The 19,701-nt window shown below is 43.4% G+C and carries 14 protein-coding genes and 1 other annotated feature; of the genes, 3 read left to right on the forward strand and 11 right to left on the reverse strand.

Annotated elements, in window-relative coordinates; all coding sequences use genetic code 11:
- Positions 1-37: 37 nt before the first annotated feature.
- Positions 38-1,216 carry an MFS transporter gene (locus NST45_RS17175; RefSeq protein WP_244886503.1) on the reverse strand — a complete coding sequence of 393 codons (1,179 nt, stop codon included), beginning with the start codon at positions 1,214-1,216 and terminating at the stop codon, positions 38-40.
- A gap of 285 nt (positions 1,217-1,501) precedes the next feature.
- Here NST45_RS17175 and NST45_RS17180 point away from each other — a divergent pair, with 285 nt between their 5' ends.
- Positions 1,502-3,217 carry an ABC transporter ATP-binding protein gene (locus NST45_RS17180; RefSeq protein ID WP_036679350.1) on the forward strand — a complete coding sequence of 572 codons (1,716 nt, stop codon included), beginning with the start codon at positions 1,502-1,504 and terminating at the stop codon, positions 3,215-3,217.
- A 339-nt stretch (positions 3,218-3,556) separates the two neighbouring features.
- Here NST45_RS17180 and NST45_RS17185 read toward each other — a convergent pair whose 3' ends face one another.
- On the reverse strand, positions 3,557-5,872 hold the full coding sequence (locus NST45_RS17185; RefSeq protein ID WP_076140909.1) for an endo-1,4-beta-xylanase: 2,316 nt from the start codon (positions 5,870-5,872) through the stop codon (positions 3,557-3,559).
- Between the two features lie 142 nt (positions 5,873-6,014).
- Between NST45_RS17185 and NST45_RS17190 the strand changes: the two genes are divergently transcribed.
- Complete coding sequence (locus NST45_RS17190; protein WP_339823289.1) at positions 6,015-6,650, forward strand: hypothetical protein; 636 nt, start codon at positions 6,015-6,017, stop codon at positions 6,648-6,650.
- A gap of 23 nt (positions 6,651-6,673) precedes the next feature.
- On the opposite strand, the gene NST45_RS17195 is transcribed toward NST45_RS17190, so the two are convergent.
- The 3 genes from NST45_RS17195 to NST45_RS17205 all read right to left on the reverse strand — a co-directional run bounded on the left by NST45_RS17195 (position 6,674) and on the right by NST45_RS17205 (position 9,497).
- Positions 6,674-7,129, reverse strand: a complete 456-nt coding sequence (locus NST45_RS17195; RefSeq protein WP_076140907.1) for a hypothetical protein — start codon at positions 7,127-7,129, stop codon at positions 6,674-6,676.
- 182 nt (positions 7,130-7,311) lie between these two features.
- Positions 7,312-8,757, reverse strand: a complete 1,446-nt coding sequence (locus NST45_RS17200; protein ID WP_036679344.1) for a DEAD/DEAH box helicase — start codon at positions 8,755-8,757, stop codon at positions 7,312-7,314.
- An 86-nt stretch (positions 8,758-8,843) separates the two neighbouring features.
- Positions 8,844-9,497, reverse strand: coding sequence for an HD domain-containing protein (locus NST45_RS17205; RefSeq protein ID WP_036679342.1), 654 nt, complete (start codon positions 9,495-9,497; stop codon positions 8,844-8,846).
- A gap of 352 nt (positions 9,498-9,849) precedes the next feature.
- Between NST45_RS17205 and NST45_RS17210 the strand changes: the two genes are divergently transcribed.
- Positions 9,850-11,130, forward strand: a complete 1,281-nt coding sequence (locus NST45_RS17210; RefSeq protein ID WP_305953602.1) for a histidine--tRNA ligase — start codon at positions 9,850-9,852, stop codon at positions 11,128-11,130.
- A 167-nt stretch (positions 11,131-11,297) separates the two neighbouring features.
- Here the strand turns inward: NST45_RS17210 and NST45_RS17215 are convergent, their stop codons facing one another.
- From NST45_RS17215 to NST45_RS17240, 6 genes are all read right to left on the reverse strand, one after another.
- Entirely contained in the window at positions 11,298-13,331 is a 2,034-nt protein-coding gene (locus NST45_RS17215; protein WP_339823294.1) for a methyl-accepting chemotaxis protein, read from the reverse strand.
- Positions 13,332-13,527: 196 nt separating this feature from the next.
- Positions 13,528-14,574, reverse strand: coding sequence for a bile acid:sodium symporter family protein (locus NST45_RS17220; RefSeq protein WP_235219427.1), 1,047 nt, complete (start codon positions 14,572-14,574; stop codon positions 13,528-13,530).
- A gap of 121 nt (positions 14,575-14,695) precedes the next feature.
- Positions 14,696-15,649: a radical SAM protein gene (locus tag NST45_RS17225; RefSeq protein WP_036679337.1), complete on the reverse strand. Its 954-nt coding sequence runs from the start codon at positions 15,647-15,649 to the stop codon at positions 14,696-14,698.
- Between the two features lie 601 nt (positions 15,650-16,250).
- Entirely contained in the window at positions 16,251-17,174 is a 924-nt protein-coding gene (locus NST45_RS17230) for an AraC family transcriptional regulator (protein WP_080742455.1), read from the reverse strand.
- Positions 17,175-17,218: 44 nt separating this feature from the next.
- Complete coding sequence (locus NST45_RS17235; RefSeq protein WP_036679449.1) at positions 17,219-18,025, reverse strand: class I SAM-dependent methyltransferase; 807 nt, start codon at positions 18,023-18,025, stop codon at positions 17,219-17,221.
- 63 nt (positions 18,026-18,088) lie between these two features.
- Positions 18,089-18,320: a binding site (T-box leader), on the reverse strand.
- A 62-nt stretch (positions 18,321-18,382) separates the two neighbouring features.
- Positions 18,383-19,636, reverse strand: a complete 1,254-nt coding sequence (locus tag NST45_RS17240; RefSeq protein ID WP_036679335.1) for a stalk domain-containing protein — start codon at positions 19,634-19,636, stop codon at positions 18,383-18,385.
- Positions 19,637-19,701: the final 65 nt, after the last annotated feature.

Raw genomic sequence — 19,701 nt, forward strand, 5'->3', positions numbered from 1 at the left:
CTTAGTACGCGTTAGTACACTCTTTTTACACGGGATCCTATTTTCTATCTCCAACGTACCGATCACTGCCAGCACCAAGTCCGACAACCATCAACAGCACACTTGCACCCAGCAGTAAAATCAATGGCACCGTCCAGCTGTTCGTTACATCATGCAGCCAGCCGAATAATGCCGGTCCCATTGCTGCCAGTACATAACCCACAGATTGGGCCATTCCTGACAGCTCCGCCGCTTCTTGCGTGCTTCTTGTTCTTAGACTGAAGAACATCATCGCAAGACCGAAGGCAAATCCCCCGGCAATACCAAAGCATATCGCCCATACAGCCATTAAAGCGCCGCTGCCTTGCCAGATGCCACCTAATGCGATGAAATAAAGAACAGCAGTGATTATAACTAGAATACGTTGGTTTTTCATCCGGCCTGCCCACAGCGGTACGAAGAAAGTAAAGGGTAGCTGTGCCAATTGCATGAGCGAGAGAAACCAACCCGCATTACTCGACGACATTCCCCGTTCACCGAGGAGAACCGAAAACCAGGCAATAAAGACGTAATAAAGCAGTGACTGTAAGCCCATAAAGATCGTGACTTTCCAAGCAAGAGATGAACGCCACATATTTTTGCTTGAGGCTGCACTCTTAGAGCCGGTTCCTTGATTAAGCTTACGCATTTGCGGAATCCAGAACACTGTTGCTAGAGCTGCGATCATAAACCAGATGGCCAAGGTCCCTCTCCAACCGAATCCAGCATTCGTTGCCAGCGGTACACTAATTCCTGAGGCAATAGCTGCGCATAAATTCATAGAAACCGTGTAGATACCTGTCATTAGCCCGATTTTGTGAGGAAACTTCCCCTTAATAAGACCTGGAAGCAGGACATTACACACGGCAATAGATAATCCAAGTATAGCAGTACCTGTGAACAACAGACCTGCTCCAGATCCCGAGCGAATTAGAATTCCCATAGCCAGCATGACCATGGCAACTAATAACACATTAGCCAAACCAAAACGGCGGGCCAGCTTTGGAGCAAACGGGGACAAGATGGCAAAAGCTAATAATGGTAAAGTAGTAATAGCTCCCGCTAAAGTATTGGATAAGCCGAGGTCATCCTGAATCAATTGTATTAATGGACCCACAGAAGTAAATGGAGCCCGCAGCGCTGCAGCGATAAAAATAATTCCCAGCACAAGCAGCCAGCGATCATATTTGCTATCCATTAAGCTATTATTCTGAATCTGTCCTTCGCGTTGTGATGCTTTCATCGTGTATCCTCCTAAATTACAAACAAATAACCCCGCCAAGCAGAAAGCTTGTCAAGGATCTGAAATATTTAAACACTATGAACCATCATCTACTATTCTATTAGAAGTTACAACCCTTAAGTAATTTTATACCCGAATTATTGACAAAACCGCTGGCCATCTTTAGTATCCATATCATCGGGTAGTTGAGAATTAATTTCAATTGGACTCATATTTAAACCACAGAAAAGAGTGAACAGAATGCTTCGAAGGTTTTTTTCCTACTATCGTCCGTATAGAAAACTATTTATATTGGATTTCTCCTGCGCTGTTTTTGCGGGACTGCTAGAACTGGCTTTTCCGGTAGCCGTCAATAAATTTATTGATGATTTACTTCCTGGTCAAGATTGGCCGCTTATTCTTATCGCTTGTGTTGCGCTGCTGGCGATTTACGCCTTAAATACAGTGATGCAGTATATTGTCACTTACTGGGGTCACATGCTGGGCATAAATATCGAAACTGATATGCGCAAAAAAATGTTTGACCATATTCAGAAACTCTCGTTCCGATTCTTTGATAATAATAAAACAGGCCATCTAATCGGACGAATCACCAATGACTTAAATGATATCGGCGAAGTTGCGCATCACGGTCCTGAGGATGTATTTATTGCAATCATGACCCTTGTCGGAGCCTTTCTCCTAATGGCTGATATTAATCTGAAGCTGGCGATCATTACTTTTATTATCGTTCCAATTATGGCTTGGGTAATCATCTACTTCGGGCGCAATATGACTTCCACTTATCGTCAGCTATTTGGAAATGTAGGCAGTTTCAATGCCCGTATCGAAGACAATGTCGGTGGGATTCGGGTCGTGCAATCTTTTGCCAATGAGCAGCATGAACAAGAACTATTCGCAGTAGATAATCAAATGTTCCGCAAAACAAAACTTCTGGCTTATAAAATCATGGCTAGAAGCTTGTCCGTCAGCTATATGATGACCCGCCTCATTACCATCCTGGTGATGATCTGCGGCGCATGGTTCTTCATCAATGGCGAGCTGCAAATCGGTGAATTTGTGGCGTTTATCTTGTTGTCGAATATCTTCTTCCGCCCTATCGAGAAAATCAATGCAGTGATCGAAAGTTATCCTAAAGGAATTGCCGGCTTCAGACGTTATCTGGAGATCATTGACACGGAACCTGACATCAGTGACAAACCGGATGCCGTGGAGATCAACGCTTTGCGCGGTGATATTACATTCCAGGATGTATCTTTTGGATACGAAGAGAATCGTCCGGTTCTGCAAAATATAAGCCTTAACGTAAAGGCTGGCGAAACCATTGCCTTTGTTGGACCGTCCGGCGCAGGTAAAACAACAATCTGCAGCCTGCTTCCGCGCTTCTATGATGTCACAGCCGGGGCCATCACGATTGATGGCATCGATATCCGTGACATGAAGCTGGAATCGCTGCGCAAACAAATCGGGATCGTGCAGCAGGATGTTTTCCTGTTCTCCGGGACAATTCGCGAGAATATCGCCTATGGGAAACTGGATGCAAAGCTGCCTGAAATCTGGGAAGCCGCGCGACGTGCTCATCTGGAGGAGCTCATTCAGAATCTGCCAGATGGAATGGAGACAGTCATCGGGGAGCGCGGTGTGAAGCTGTCCGGTGGACAAAAGCAGCGCCTGGCTATCGCTCGCATGTTCCTCAAGAATCCGCCGATTCTGATTCTGGATGAAGCTACTTCCGCGCTGGACACAGAGACCGAAGCCGCGATTCAGCAATCCCTGGCTGATCTGTCCGTAGGCAGAACCACACTCGTCATCGCTCACCGTTTGACGACGATCAAAAATGCCGACCGGATTATGGTCGTGAATGAAGAAGGAATCGCTGAGCAAGGCAGACATGAGGAATTAGTCCATGCTGGTGGAATTTACAGCCGTCTGCATCAGGCGCAATATAACTTTTAAAAAGTAATTTGCCACAGCTGGGCAAAAATGAAGCAAGCCTAGTCACCATGTTTTTGGCGACTAGGCTTGCTTTTTCGCGTAACTCCTCTATTTGCAGCAAACGTGATGCTTGATTAAGGAATTCCTCCCTGATTTTCTTTGGTTTTTTGCTCTAATCCTTGCAATCAGGGAAAACCTCCCGCAAATTCACCCCTATTTGCTCATAATAGTGGAATTCAGGCGATATTTAGGGAGGATTTCCCTGAAAAGCTAAGTAACCAGCATAAATCAGCTATTTTCAGGGAGGTTTTCCCTAAAAATTAAAAACGGCACAATTAAAGCTCAGTTCCCCTAGTTTCGCTATTGCGGCTCTGTTCCCCATACCAGCACTCCGTTCCGATAAAGGGTCACCTTGTTCCAATCCGCATAAGCGGTCTGAAGTGAATTAAACGAATAATCATTGGCCTCGTTAAAATTGCTCCAATCTGTCTTGTGTATCCGGGTCTGAATATCCCCGGAAGCACCTCCAGCTGCAAGCATGCCCGCACCTGCGTTGAATTTCACTTCCAAATAGTAATCTGCTCCCGTTCGAGGCGTGTCCAGCTTTACAAAACTACCTGCTACCTTGCTGTTGCCGATCTGGGCATAATCGCAGAAAAAGGATTGCGGCTTGTCTCCATCGATCGTATACCAGTAACGGATGCTCAGCTCGCTAAGATCGACTGCAGTTGTGCCGTTATTTTTAATATTAAAATAGGGCTTCATCTGGTTGTCATTTGGGTTAGTATCCGCTGTCCGATACGCCACTGCAAGCCCGGTGAACGGTTCGACAGGCCCCGAGCCTTGCGGTGTAGCCATCGCTTGTACAGAATTGCTGCTCGTACCCGCACTATTGACAGCATTCACAACATAATAATAAGTCGTTCCGTTCCTAACGGCCGCATCGCTATAGCTCGTCCCGGTAGCCGTAGTCAGAGTGGTATAAGGGCCACCACTCGTAAGTGACCGTTTCACCGTATAGGAAGTTGCGCCCGCCGAGGTGCTCCAGCTAAGATTCACGAGCCCATTGCCTGCAGCTGCATTCAAGTTAGCAGGAGCAGCTGGAACTACGGGAGCTGCCACTGTCTCCAATACGGACCAGTAGGCCGGCTTAGATTGAAGGCGCTCATCAAATAATAAAGGCCAATTGTTGCGGGCTACCGGATAAGTGCGCAGCCAAGTATTACTGTCATCCTTCCCCCAGAGAGTAACATTCGTGACCGTATCCGTGTGCCTCAGGAAGATTTCAAATAATGATTTGTATAAAGCCGCTTGGCGCTGCTTCAAATGATCAGGGAAGGTCTCATAGGCTTGTGAATTATCAGAATACACACTAATATCCAGCTCAGTAATATGAGTTTCCAGCCCTAAAGCCTTGAACTTGATAATCGAATTTTCGATTTCAGAGAGCGAAGGATAATACAAGCTGATGTGCGTTTGATGCCCTACTCCGTCAATAGGAACCCCTTTAGCCTGAAGTCGTACAATCAGATTGTATAGTGCTTGGCTTTTGGCTGGCTCATGCGTATTGTAGTCATTGATGAATAGTTTTGCGTTAGGATCAGCTTCATGAGCGAACTGGAACGCCTTCTCAATATACTCTTCACCCGCGATCTGGTACCACAGGCTGCGGCGCATGCCATCAGATTGCGAAGTGTCAATCACTTCGTTGACGACATCCCAAGCATAGATTTCACCTTTATAACGTTCCATAACGGTCTTAATATGACTCTTCATCCGCTCATATAACACCGTTTTGGAGACCAAATTACCACTGGCGTCACGGAACACCCAATCCGGTGTCTGCGAATGCCAGACCAGGGTATGTCCACGTACCTGCTGCCCATTTGCGGTAGCAAAAGCTACTGCCGTGTCAGCGTCAGCGAAATTAAACACACCTTCCTGCGGCTCCGTGCTGTCCCATTTCAGAACATTTCCTGGCGTTACACTATCAAAATGCTTGGATAACAATTGCCGATCCGGAGCTGTCAGCAGCTCACTATTCGTAAAAGCCGAGCCGATCAGAAATTTGTTTGCAAACACATCCTTCAGCGAAGGAATCGCATCCTCGATGACAATTGGACCGAGATCCGGTAGCTTTTCCAATCGAAAATCATCCAAATAAAAAGAAGTTGTCGCGCTACCCGGCACTTCAAAATAAATAGAAAGTTGATCTGCCGGCTCCAATAGCTTGTACTGCGCCTGAAGCTTCACCCAACCGTTCGCTGTCACTGCACCAAAGGTCAAATTGTCATAATGAATGGTAGAAGGTAATGTCCGCTGCAATGACATATAGATATTCGCGTTAGATGATCCGGCCGGCAGCTTCACCCATCCAATAAACACATAAGTTTGTCCCACTTCTAGCTGGCTAGTCACATCCAGTGAAGGTCCATGCCACGTTTTTGTTCGGCCGCTTACCTCCAGGCCATATGTGCCGCTGCGTGCCGCATCTGTTTTGGCCGTAAGCACCTCAACTTCCCCACGTCCACTCCAGCCCTGAACAGTACCATCTTCAAAATCGCTTTGCTGAATAAGCGTGTTCTCCGCATGTGCGGGTGCAGCCCAATACACAGGTACAAGCAAACATAAAACCAAAACAAAATTAAGCGCTTTCAAAAAAGTTCCTTTTTTCATCGCTTCGATTCTCCCTTCTGAATTAGGTTCGAACCTTATTGCTTCGTTTCTTCCTGTCCCCGATACCGCTCGGGCCACACCACCTTCCTCATAAAAAAATCAGAGCCTATCCTCAGGAGGAACCAAGCTAGGCAGGTCATCCGTGAAGTATGGGCTCTATATCGCCATAATATCACATTTGTTTCCATTTATGGAACTAAAATTAATTATTTTCGATCTTATTTTACTTAAGCTGAACGGATCTGCGTTATCAGATCCGTTTAGCGTCGAAAAAACCCAAGAGACGACACCATTATGGTGTTGTATCTTGGGTTACATAATATGCTGGCTGAATGTACGGGATTTCTACCGTTCATTTCGCCACTTCCAGCTGGATCAGCTCATTATACGGGAGTTATACCGTTCATTTCGCCACTTCCAGCTGGATCAGCGCATTGTACGGGATTTCTACCGTTCATTTCGGCGTTTCCAGCTGGATCAGCGCATTGTACGGGAGTTCTACCGTACATTTCGGCGTTTCCAGCTGGACCAGCACATTGTACGGGAATTCTACCGTACATTTCGCCACTTCCAGCTGGATCAGCGCATTGTACGGGAGTTATACCGTACATTTCGGCATTTCCAGCTGGATCAGCTCATTGTACGGGAGTTATACCGTTCATTTCGCCACTTCCAGCTGGATCAGCTCATTGTACGGGAGTTATACCGTTCATTTCGCCACTTCCAGCTGGATCAGCTCATTGTACGGGAGTTTTACCGTTCATTTCGGCATTCCTAGTGCGTACAAGAAAATTATGCTAGTCAGCTATTGATTTTTTCTTTCGTTACTATCATGATCAATAGTAAAAAAATCAAAACTAGTTGAATACCTAAATATATTATAGGGAAAAAATAAATAAGACTTATCTGATCAAAGTCAGGCTTCATATCAAAAAACCTTAAATCAACAACCCCTGAACCTCTAGACTCTTTTCCTTGTAATTCTTTTAAATAAAATAGAATTCTCGTGCTAGGAACAATACTAATAACTAACCAAGAAATGTTGTACCTAAGCTTTTGCGTCTTTAAAGCTATCTTGCAAGACACATTCAGAAGAATTATTGGTGCTGCATACATTATAAACATTTGTTTTACTACTTCTACTTCCAACTTCCCCGTTTTCATTCCCAAAAGGTAGATAATTATTAAATGTAAGAAAATAACAATGGTAACTTGTAGGATTGCTTTCATCCTTGTGCTTCTAGATTCAGCTTTCAATCTATCACCTCTCACAAGTTATATTCTAATTTCTATAATTTCACAACGAAAACATAGAAATGCTGAGATAAAACAACAAATTAAAGAAGGAGCCGTGTAGTGAACACGACTCCCTCTTCCTATAAACCGCATCAGTAGCGGCATATTTGCAAGGAGCTTAGCAATAAGCTGTCATCCTTGATTTATTTTTTCGCAATATGAACCTTCAGCTGCTTGCCCTTTACGGTGGTCTCTCTCATCGCTTGCAGCACCATTGCGCCTTTACCGTTCAAAATATCCACGTAGGTCACATTGTCCTGAATCGAGATAATCCCGATATCTTCGGCGGAAATACCTTCAAGCTTTGCTATTGTGCCGACAAAATCCACGGCTCTTAGCTTCTTTTTCTTGCCGCCGTTGAAGTATAGCTTCATAATCTCTTTGTTTAAGCTTTCGCTTTTGTCCTTTTTGCGGACAGGCTGCTTATTGATCTTCTGCTCGAACGCTTCCTTTGCGTAGGCAACTGCGTCGTCCGAAGGAGCTTTCATATGCGGAATGCTGAAGCCAATATAGCTTTCAATTTCAGTTACCCACTTCTGCTCATTCGGAGTGACAAAAGTGATCGCTTTACCCGTCTTGCCTGCACGCGCGGTTCTGCCTGTACGATGCACGTAGCTTTCTTTTTCCAGTGGAATATCGTAATTAATCACATGGGTGATATTCTCGATATCAATCCCTCTAGCCGCCACATCGGTAGCGATTAAATAGCGGAATTGCCCTCTTTTAAAAGCATTCATGACCTCAAAGCGCTCATCCTGCTCCATACCCCCATGGATCTTATCACAAGGATATTCCAGATCCGCCAGTCCTCTGAATACAGCATTCACCTGCTCCTGCGTACGGCAAAAAATAATACAGCTATCCGGATTCTCCACCGTTATGATATCGCTTAGCAAAGAGAATTTGGCAGCTTGTCTCACTTCAATCAACGCATGTTCAATCGTAGCCGTCGTAATTCCACTTGCCTGAATCTCGATATCCGTTGGATCGTTCATATATTTTCGGCACAAATTCTTAATGACTTCGGGTAAGGTAGCTGAGAATAACATGGTTACTCGTTCTTTGGGCAGCTGCTTGATGATCTTCTCGATCTGCTCAATAAAGCCCATGCTCAGCATTTCGTCAGCTTCATCGATGATCAAATATTTGATTCGATTTAGCGGAAGTGTGCCTCTTTCAATATGGTCAAATACGCGTCCAGGCGTACCTACGACAACATGTGTTTTTTGCGTAAGCTCTATCTTTTGGGGGGCAAAGGGCTGCTTGCCGAAAAGAGCAACTGCCTTAATCCGTTTAAAACGTCCGATGTTCGTAATATCCTCTTTCACCTGCATCGCAAGCTCTCGAGTTGGCGTAAGAATCAAAGCCTGCGGCTTATTCTCCACCCAATCCACCAGATCGCAAAGCGGAATACCATAAGCTCCCGTCTTGCCACTGCCTGTTTGCGATTTCACAATCAGATCCTTTTGCTGCAAAGCCACAGGAATTACCTTGCTCTGTACCTCCGTAGGTGTCATAAATTTCAGAACATCCAGTGCTTTAATTATCTCTTCGTCTAACTCATAATCTCTAAATTGCAATTCACTCATCGTTCAACCTCTTCTATGCCGATTGTTCTGGTTAAAGCGGAAACTCCGCGATCCTTCCATCTTGTGCATACTTATCATTATAACAGTTATTGGCGTCCTTGATTCCATTCCTTATAGAACTGGTCCAGAAAATTCAACATGAAATCATGCCGTTCTTCCGCTAACTTGCGTCCATAAGCCGTATTCATTAAGAATTTTAGTTTCAACAGCTTCTCATAAAAATGATTCACAGCCGTCCCCTTGCTATAATCCCTGTATTCCTTTTGCAGCGACTCCTCGCGTGGAGCCACTTCTGGATCATAAGCCGGACGTCCCTTTGCACCTGAGAAAATAAAGGTTCTGGCAATGCCAATCGCGCCAAGTGCATCTAGTCGATCTGCATCCTGCACCACTTGACCTTCCAGAGTCTGCATAGGTTCTCCTCCACCACCACTAAAGGACATCGTTTCAACGATCAGCATGATATGACGAATTTGCTCCTCCTCTGTAAGGTTTGCCGTGAGCCAAGTGTGGACTTTAAGCAGACCTGCTTCTTTTGACGGATTAAGCTTCTCGTCTGCAACATCATGCAGCAAGGCTGCCATCGTACAGATAAACACATCCGCACGCTCGATCTCAGCAATTTCACATGCCGTGCTGCGGACCCGATGGGTGTGCCACCAGTCATGACCCGTAGTATCTTGTCCCAGTTGTTCTTTAACAAATTCTTCCGCCCGGGCTATTATTAAAGGTTGATTCATCGTCAACAAGCTCCCTTCGCCTATGAAATATCGAAGCCCTATTATAGCTGATTGCCTGTCCATTCGCCTACTAAAAATCTTCGTTATAACAAATTCTTACTTGCACGACTCCAAATGATCCGCTATAATCGGCAGTAATCAAAATGTCGAAGGGAATTGATTCTGATGAACACCATAACAATCATGCTGAATCAACTTCATTATTATCACAAACAGCGTTAGCAACCCTGAAATTCTCAGGGAGGCTAACGCTACTCGCGTTGGCCTCCCTGCGGCATAGATCACGCGCAGGACCATGAGGTCCTGCGCGTTTTTTTATTCTCTAAACTATGCCAATTCAAAGGAGCTACTAATGATGCAAAACATTAAAGGAACTTATGATTACTTCGGAAAAGAGCAGGCGCTCAGAAAGAACATTCAAAATACGCTGCAGGATTTGTTCGAACTCTATGATTTTGAATCCATGGACACCACATTATTAAATGAACTGGATTTATTAACCTCGAAATATGCAGGTGGGGATGAAATTCTCAAGGAGATGTACCAACTAACCGATCAAGGCAACCGCAAGCTGGGCTTACGATATGATCTGACCATCCCTTTTGCCAAAGTGATCGCTTTAAATCCTGGAATAGAGTTTCCCTTCAAGCGTTATGAGATCGGAAAAGTATTCCGTGATGGTCCCGTGAAACGTGGGCGCCTGCGTGAATTTCTGCAATGCGATGTTGATGTCGTTGGTATTTCAGGACCTGAGGCGGAAGCTGAATTGATGCAGCTGGCCACAGAAGCTTTTCGCAAGCTGGATATCCCGATCATCCTAAAATGGAACAACAGACGTTTTCTCGGTGAGATTCTGGAATCGATTGGTGTACCTGCTGAGGACCAGTTGTCCGTTATGCTAACCTTGGATAAATTAGAAAAAACCACCCTCAGCGGCGTGAAAAATGAATTGATCAGCAAGGAAATCAAACCTACAACCATCGCTGCTATCCTAGAGCTTATCGAAACGGACAATCCAAGCTTTGAGCAGTTATGCGAAAAATATAGTCTTACCGGACAACCGGGAGCGATGGAGGTTCTTGTCCTGCAAAAGCTGCTCCAAGACATTCAGCTGCAACAGACTTGTCGTTTCGATCCTTTTTTATCCCGCGGGCTTTCTTTCTACACTGGAACCGTCTACGAGATCTTTGATGCATCCGGTTCCTTTACCTCAAGCTTGGGGGGTGGAGGCAGATATGACGCTATCATCGGACAGCTAGTGGGCAGAGAGGATATTCAATATCCTACGGTTGGCTTATCTTTTGGTATGGAGTCTATCATGGCGCTCCTTGCAGAACGTCCTATCCAAGAGCACAAGACAGCAGAGGTTATGGTCATTCCGATTGGCGAGACGCTCCCACAGGCTTTAATTGCAGCCGCCGAGCTCCGTGCCTGTTCTATCCGAACCACTCTGGTATCCGGTAAAAGAAAACTTAAAAAGCAACTCGCCACAGCCTCATCCAAAAAAATTCGTTACGTTATTCTGATCGGCGAGAGTGAATCCAGTGTGGATAAGGTGCGGCTGAAGGATATGAAGGAACAAACAGAGGTTATAGTTCCATTAGATGAAGCCATCTACCTTATTACTGGCTAAACTACTGCCTGATATTCTTTTAGAAAGATTCGCATAAAAAAAAAGACCCCGCCGGCGACCGGCGGGGTAAAGTCTATATATAGGGGAGGTTATACATGTACTATAACCCTGCAAGCTTAATATTTTATGAAAAATAGATAAGGATTCCCTTAATTCATTTCAAACCCTTAGATCTTAAACTTATCTACTAACCCCTGAAGTTCTTTGGCACTTTGAGTATTTTCATCAGCCATAGTAACCTCTAGGAATGTTTTTTCCACGATATCCGCCGTTTTCACCGCGATATCCTGAATCCCTATAGCTCCTTCGTTTACTGTAGCAGCTACTTCATTAACGGCAATATTAATACTTGATATGGCCATACTCAAATGATCGGCTGCGCTCTCGAATTGTTTTAACAGCGTATTTACAGTAGCAGCATCACTGTTGTATTGCTGACTTACCTCAGTTAATCGTTCATAATCTGCTAGAACATTCTGGTCAATAAAAGAAAGTAATGCCTCAGAATTCTCCTTCATGGATTCAACAGAGGAATATACACCTGTTACCACACCTTGAATTCCAGCCGCAATCTTAGACGATTTCTCAGCCAACTTCCGAATCTCACCAGCTACAACCGCAAAACCTTTACCTGCCTCACCCGCTCTTGCCGCTTCTATAGCTGCATTCAGGGCCAGCAGATTGGTCTGACTGGCAATGGATAGAATCGTATCTGTCAGTACATTAATCTCTGCAATCGCGCTCGACTGCTCAATCGCTTTTTCCATATCGATTCGCACGGATTCATAAATTTGTTTAGCATTCGTCGTAGATTCTGTTGCCTCATCTTGGAGAGTCAGCGCCCGCTCACTAATTTGTCTAGAAACGGCAACGCCTTCCTTCACATTATTGGTGATCCCGGATACATTGTTATCAATTTCAGTAATTGCTGCTGTCATTTCCTCTGTGGAGGCTGCGGTCTCTTCCATACCTGCCGATAGCTGCTGCGTAGTCGCTGAATTATCGTGGGCATTTTCCCGCACATCTATAGACAGCTTCTCCAGCGTTTCTGCATTTTCAAGCACTTTGGACGAGATCGTAATTAAGCTTCCAGCCATCTCACGAAGTGTAGCCCGGGTGCGGAACATCGCTTTGGCGATCGTCCCTGTCTCATCTTTGTTTTTAGTCAAATACTCATACTCTGAGTCATGCGTCAAATTCAATTCTGCCGTTTTATTAATCATGTCCGTTAGTTTAACAATCGGAGAAGAGATTTTTTTAGCAAAATAAAGAGCAATCAGCAAGGCAATAATTAAACTTCCCACACCAAGAAATAAGTTGAAATTTCTCATATCAGTGACAGGTTTCACGATTTCATCAAGGTCTGCGGTTAATACAAGCAACCAGTGCGTCTCAGGCAAAACTGTATAGGTAGATTTTTTTTCCACACCATTATATGTATTATTTAGCAGGCCATCCGCTACCTTCTCACCAGATTTCACACGCTCCATAACAGCTGCGATCTGCGTATTCTCAATAGGCTGACCAATTTGTGTTTTATCCGGATAATATAATTTATTGCCGTTCTCATCCAGTAAATAAGCGTAAGAGCTCGTCGTGTTTACCACTTTGGTATCGGCCAAATACTTAATCATACTATCTGCGGAAACAGCTGAAGCAATAAATCCAATCATCTTTCCATTACTCTTTACGGGCTGTACAAAAGCCACTACATAAGCTCCTGTAGATTTTGATTTCAGCGTTTCACTGATCACAGGCTCAGCCGTCTCCATTACTCTTTTCGTATAATCTCTTTCACTAAAATCTGTCCCTATAAGCTTAGTATCACTGTCAGCCACACTAATACCTTTCATATCACTGACAAGAATGTGCTCAAGGTTCCCTGCTTCCTCCACAATGCTTTGAAGACTGGCGTTCACCTCATTCTGAAGCTTATCACCTTTACTAACTCCACCATTCCCAGCTTGCAGCAGTAGATCAACAATTTCCGAGCGGCTCGCAATAAGCTCTGTGCTTCTCTGCTCTTTTGCTATCATGGCTGATATGGTCTGAGCTTTGTTCGTATTGACCTGCTTCATAGAATTCTCAGTAAGATTCACAATCGCCTGAGTTGATTTCAAATACGTAAATATCCCCATTACAGAAATACATAAAAGGGTCACACCTATCATAACAAGTGATAACTTTAGGCGAATCTTCATATTCTTTTCATCCTTCCGACTCCTTGTTCATTTGCGAACAATGAAATTGTAAATAATACAATTACTATCGGGTGGCAAAGTTGAATAGTGAATATAAATCGCGCAAAAATAAGAAATATATCATAAAATGTCGAAAATTTTCATGTAAATGAATAAAATATCACAGCTTTTAGGTCATATATCCTTCACAAACCGGCTAACAAGACCTATCATCTGTCCTAGAAGAAGCAGAGGGTTCTATCTGAGAGGCAGTATTCACTTGCATTAATGCACCCTCACTTAACAGTCGTTTAGTTCTACTACGTAAAAATAGACCAGACATCGCAGCGAGTATTTGTTGGAACAACATCCCCGAAATTACTGGAAGCGCGACAGCAGGAGGAAAATATTTCACTGCTAATACAGCTCCCGCACTTAAATTCCGCATACCCGAATTAAACTGCACCGCCACGGAATCTTCATAACTAAAGCGGAAACGGCGTGACACCAAAGCTCCGATTACATAGCCAAGCACAACGGTTATGAAGGTCACTCCAATTATGATCGCTAATTTGCCATCCGGATGTTTCAGATAACGGGCAATACTGGCCCCATTAATAGAAACAACTATAAACAATCCGACTTTAACAAACGGAGCAAGCGGCGGTCCACATACCGTATTGACTTTCCCTTTTGTCCATTGATTCAGCAGCATCCCAACTACAGAAGGAATGACTACCATCCATAGCAGCCCTTTCATCATATCAGCTAGCTGAATTTCCACACTCGCTCCCATCAGCAAATATAAGGTACCCGGGACAACAATTGGCGACAAGAGCGTATCAATCAGAATAAGGGCTAATGTCAATGCAATATTTCCTCCGTACATCGACACCCATACCACACTTACAACACCTGTAGGAATCGCGAACAGCAATACATAACCAGTCACTGTATATGGATCTCCCGGAAAAAAAGCCATGGCTGCAAGCCAGCCGATCAGCGGCATTACAATATGTAAAATTACCATTAGAATAATCAGCTTCTGGGGTTTCAGAAGTACCCCTAGCAGGTCCTTTAGGTTGGACTTCAAGCTACCGATCAGCGTCATTACAGCGAAAATCCAGGGCACGAGACCTGTGAACGGCAGCAGTCTGCTTTCGTTAAGCACACCGACCACGATGGCTGTGGGTGTTAATAACGGCATAATCTTTTCTAGAACAACATTAGATTTGATAAGTCCATTTCTTATATTAGCAAACACTTGGCAGTACACCTTATGTATGAAGCTCATACATTCCTTATCTGTGTTTTTTATTAAGTCTACCATAAAAAAATAGGAACCAATTCTTAAATTGGTCCCTCGAAGTAATCTATATAGAGTGTTAAACTTCTAAGCCTTGTGGAAACAATGCATCCAGCGCTGGGCAAGGTTGCTTATCCAAAAACTGTGCCAATGGCGCTGGCATATTATTGTATAAATCTTTTAGTGAAGTTCCTTGATAAATGTTGCCGATAATCACCGGATGGCAAAGCTCTGAAATCAAAATGTCGCCATTTCCATGCAAATGAAGCTGCTTCTTCCCCTCTATACAGTGAGGAAAATACACACCCGGCTGCTCTTCGAACCCAAGGGCGTCCATAAAGCGGTCCATGCAGGTGAAATACAGAATCGTATCTTCTTTCTTCCGTGCGATCAGCTCACTCACTGCATTCTTTAATTGTTCCCGCGCAGCTATCGACTTCCACCCTGTATGATCCATGATAATACTGTTCTGAATTTCATGTGTGCGCACGCCCATTGCGTAGACATGATCGCTGATCTCCTTCATATTATCCTGGGTTTCACTGAACAGCAGCGTCTCCAGCACAGTATCTACACTTGTTGCGGCGAACAGGGTAATATTTTCTCTTATTTTCTCATAAATGCTTGGATGAATATTATAATATTTTGAGAAAGCTTCCGCAGTAGTAAAATTGAAGGAAATATGTATGGTCGTTAATCCTGCGGAAACCAATTGGCCAATTCGTTCAGCATTTAAAAGACTGCCGTTGGAATTCAGTTGTGTCTGAATCCCTCTGGATGCGCAGTAGGTTACAATCTCCACACAGTCATCGAACTTCAGCGTCACTTCTCCACCTGATAAACGTACTCTTTTAAGGCCTGGAAGTTCGTCCAGAATGCGGATGACCTCTTTGGCTTTGATGCTTTGTCCATCATTTCTATTATATGCACAGCAATAATCGCAGCGGAAATTACAGTTCGAAGTTACCCCTATTTCTAACCCTTCCAGCTCATAAGTAAGCGGTTTGTCGAGCTCTAATGCTTTATATCTCATACTCTAAAGTCCTCCTGAAAAATAATGAATTTAGTTCAAAAGTTCAACCTTAGAGATTATATAGGTTTATAGCTTAGGTTAATGTGAGTTTTATAACATTCGAGTGTACGGTTTGATTAACGAATACTGATCTGCCGCTGCTTATTTCCAGATTTCTATGATCTCACTTGATAAACGAGTCCATTGAACAACACTCAAATTTTCACCATAATCGTAGTCGGAAGCGCATGCGTAATCACTTTCAGATACGCGTAGTAACCTGTAACGGACTCCAGTGCACCTATTGACCGAAAAAACGCCCAATAAGTGCCTTTTGCAATGAATAGCGTCAGCGGAGTCCGAAATCATGTTTTGATAGCTGATAACATACAAATAACGTCATCCGAGTCCGGAAGCCTCGTGGAGTGATGGATAAACCGATACGCATTCAGGCATGTATATTACAGGTTATCTTCAAACTGGTGAAACCTATAAAACCTGGGGTTATGGGCTTTACAAGGATATAGTTAACGAACCCAATATTAAAGATGCTTATTCACGAGTATTTACTACCATTTCGTCCATCGAGAATGGAACTGTAATCGAGTAGTAGAGTTTGTTTTTAATGTCCACCGACACTTTTTATAGGGATATAAAGATCAACTTTTGCTTTACCTTCAGGGTCTGTATATGGATCATTCATACAAAATTCGAGCGCATACCGATCATCCGGTTCATAATCACTATTAGGTAGCCATTGACCGTACACACTTTGATAGGCAATAGCCAATTTGTCGATCGTATCATAAAACGGATATAAGGCATAAAGACCACCAGATAAAGTTTTGAACTCTACGCTCGAATCACCCTCTTTAACAAACTCTTCTGGAATGGTTATGCAGGCATCATATCTACAAGAGTATTCGTCAGTCACGCTGGGATCATCTAAAGAAATACCAATGAAGTATTCTGTTGAGGGTAAATCATTTTTCTCAACCCACTTGCTGAGTGTTCCCCATGCCTTATACGTTTCAAGATAGCTGCCAACATGCCTTACGTATGCCACTTGATAACTTGGAAGTTCTTTTACCTCAATGTTCATTTCCCATACTCTCCTTAAAAAATTATTATTTATGTTGATACTCACATCATAATTTTTAGAAGGAGACAATTCTTCCTGATTATTGCTGGACATTAACTGATAATTGCTATGTTCTTGCATTGACCTTCTCATCTCGCTTGGGGTTGTCTTAAACAGTTTCCTAAAGGATGAATTAAAACTTGAGATGGAACTAAAACCGCATAGAATTGAGATATCTAGCATGGTTTTATTGGTTGTTTCAAGATAGGTAACCGCGTGATGTAGACGTCTTTCCGTCAGATAGGTCATTGGTGTTTTATTTGTAATTGCAGAAAAAACTCTAGAAAAATGATACTTAGAAAAATTAGAAACTTCAGCTAGCGTTTCTAGATTTATCTCTTGATCTAAGTTGTCCTCGATAAAATGAAGAACCGTCTGAATACGCACCCTGTAATCATTGTTCACTAGACCTACCTCAATCCCGTGATGATAAAATGATTTTTCCTTATTTATTTTCTTCGCCCTATATACAACAGATGAGAGGAAATCCCCAAAATGGATGGATCCTTTGCTGCGTTAATGAGAAATTCAAAGAGCTCCTCATGCTCACCCCGGTCTGTCCAGTATTGTTTCTGCTCATTTGTCAGTAATGCTCCGAGGCTAGAAGAACCAATTAAATCAATGGTTCGAAATCCATTCTCCTCCATGAAAGGTTTTATATCCTCAATATTGAAGTAATAAGCTCCCGTAAACCTACCTTCATCTTTATGATTAAAAATCCCGCTATCATAAAACTCTTGTATTGAATCCATGTTGTCATTAGGCTTCCAATGTTGTGGGAACTGTAAGGATGTAAGAGTCATTCTCATCCGACTTTGAAAGGCTACAAATACGATGCCATTCTTCCTTGTCACACGAAACAATTCCTTAACTGCTAAAATCCGATCCTCTTCTTCTTGCAAATGATATAAAGGGCCTAACATCAGAGAAGCATCAAAGCTTTCGTCAGATACTCCCTCTAAACTAGTTGCATTCAGCACATGAAAACCTTTAAATTGCTCAGTTAATCCTAATTCATTAACCTTCTGCTGAGCTATTTCAACTAACTTAGGGGTAAGATCCGATAACGTTACGTTATAGCCCAGCTTCGCCAGCTCCATGGCATATTTACCGGGCCCAGCACCATTATCCAGTATAGATTGTGCGGTAGTTAAATACTGTTTTATATAATGCAGATTAATGATGAACTCCAGCGGCTCCCTATCCAATCTTCCCCACTCATCAAATTGGGAGTAATATTCAATAATATTGCCCATTACCAAAACACCGACCTTCAATTGTATTTTTTACTGTAGAGAACAGAAAAAACCTATCGCCTCCAAAGAGGCGATAGGTTTAACCTTCGCGGTACCACTCTTTTTGATCGTTGCGTATTGCTTATAATAAACAACGAATCTTAGAACCCGATTACGGAGGGTTAGCCGTTAAGATCTACTGAGGTTCGATCTTACCGCTCATGGGTGAGTTGGGGAACCTACTCCGCTGTCTTGCACCAACCGGCAGCTCTCTGGGCAGTAGTTATTCCTTAATACTCCCAATCATTACGTTTATTCCGTATTGTATTTTGACCTAGTATATATTTAGAAATTATTCCCTGTCAATACAAATTCCACTTACAGCTCTACTGACTTACCCATTTCGTTCCAGACAGGCTGTCCGATCAGACCTAAACGCCAGATCGCAATTCCTTTAAGACCATAACGTTTAGCAAGTCCTACCTTCGAATTCACTGAAGATTCGTTTTCGCTATACACAGAGATCCCGAGGATCAGCTTATCCTTACTCACTTGCTGAAGCGCAAGCCGGATGCCTTCATCAACTAAACTCATCGGCTCTGGAACTTTTTTCTCTTGTAAATAATCGTACGCCATAATGACCAAATCATCTGCAAGTGTTCCTAAAGTTTTGTAATCATATCCTTTATAAGAACTATTTAATGGATGAAGAATAACGGTAAGTTTAAGTCCTGCTGCATGTGCTTTTTGTGATAGGTTTTTAACAAAAGCATTGTAATCTGCTTGCACCTTCGCCTTATCACCTGTTAGACCTAGGCCCTCCAGATCCAGGGTAATGCCTTGGAATCCTTTTTGCGTTGCAAGATCTACGATTCCAGTAATCGTCTGTTCTTGAAGCTGCTTATCTTCCAGGTTCTTAGTTAACTCTGATGCGGTATCTCCAGAGAAGACCATCAGATAAGGAGCTGTTCCACCTGCCGCTGCATTCGTGACAATCGATTCTGGCGTTACGTCACCAGCCGCTTGAGGCCATTTGAAATCAGTCCCCGTTGTGGTGAATTGCCCGCTTTTATCAATCCCACTCCAACCAAAGGCCACAGCATCAAAATTAGGAAGTAAGGAAATCTCACTATAAGAACTCAGAGCATAGAAACCAAGAGTGTACAGCTCAGTCTTCGGCGAAGTAATAGATACGGTCTTCGTAGATTGATTCCAAGCTACACCCGCACCAAACTGCTGGCCGAAGAAGCTAAGGGGAATCATCGTTGTATCCCGGATCGTCTGCGGAGCAACTCCTAACTTCACAACCGCGCCGTTAACACCTGCATTTTTGCTGCCAAGGGTCAGGGTTACCACTTTGGTCCCTGCAGTATCTGTTTTGGTAGCCGTAATTTTCTTCTGCGCTTGATTCCACTCGACATTAATTCCCAAAGCTTCAGATATAGCTCGGAATGGCACCATCGTTGTTCCGCTCATCACAACAGGTTCTACTGGAAAGGGTAGTGGATAACCATCCAGCACAATACTAACTCCACCAGCTGTGGCTGCCTGTGTGGTATTGTGGAATAAAGCCGTGGTGCCTCCTAGCGAAATAGCCAAACATAATACTAATTTACCGATTCGCTTGTTCATGAATGATAAGTCTCCCTCTTCTATGATATGAAGTCTAATCTTGTAAACTCTTATATGTCCTCTAC

This window comes from Paenibacillus sp. FSL R7-0163 (genome assembly GCF_037969975.1).
Classification (GTDB): domain Bacteria; phylum Bacillota; class Bacilli; order Paenibacillales; family Paenibacillaceae; genus Paenibacillus_AQ; species Paenibacillus_AQ odorifer.

Coding starts and splice junctions, on each gene's coding strand:
- NST45_RS17235 (WP_036679449.1), bottom strand. CDS start 18,025: ATGGGCAATATTATTGAATATTACTCCCAATTTGATGAGTGGGGAAGA.
- NST45_RS17185 (WP_076140909.1), bottom strand. CDS start 5,872: ATGAAAAAAGGAACTTTTTTGAAAGCGCTTAATTTTGTTTTGGTTTTA.
- NST45_RS17205 (WP_036679342.1), bottom strand. CDS start 9,497: ATGAATCAACCTTTAATAATAGCCCGGGCGGAAGAATTTGTTAAAGAA.
- NST45_RS17175 (WP_244886503.1), bottom strand. CDS start 1,216: ATGGATAGCAAATATGATCGCTGGCTGCTTGTGCTGGGAATTATTTTT.
- NST45_RS17225 (WP_036679337.1), bottom strand. CDS start 15,649: ATGAGATATAAAGCATTAGAGCTCGACAAACCGCTTACTTATGAGCTG.
- NST45_RS17200 (WP_036679344.1), bottom strand. CDS start 8,757: ATGAGTGAATTGCAATTTAGAGATTATGAGTTAGACGAAGAGATAATT.
- NST45_RS17240 (WP_036679335.1), bottom strand. CDS start 19,636: ATGAACAAGCGAATCGGTAAATTAGTATTATGTTTGGCTATTTCGCTA.
- NST45_RS17210 (WP_305953602.1), top strand. CDS start 9,850: ATGATGCAAAACATTAAAGGAACTTATGATTACTTCGGAAAAGAGCAG.
- NST45_RS17215 (WP_339823294.1), bottom strand. CDS start 13,331: ATGAAGATTCGCCTAAAGTTATCACTTGTTATGATAGGTGTGACCCTT.
- NST45_RS17180 (WP_036679350.1), top strand. CDS start 1,502: ATGCTTCGAAGGTTTTTTTCCTACTATCGTCCGTATAGAAAACTATTT.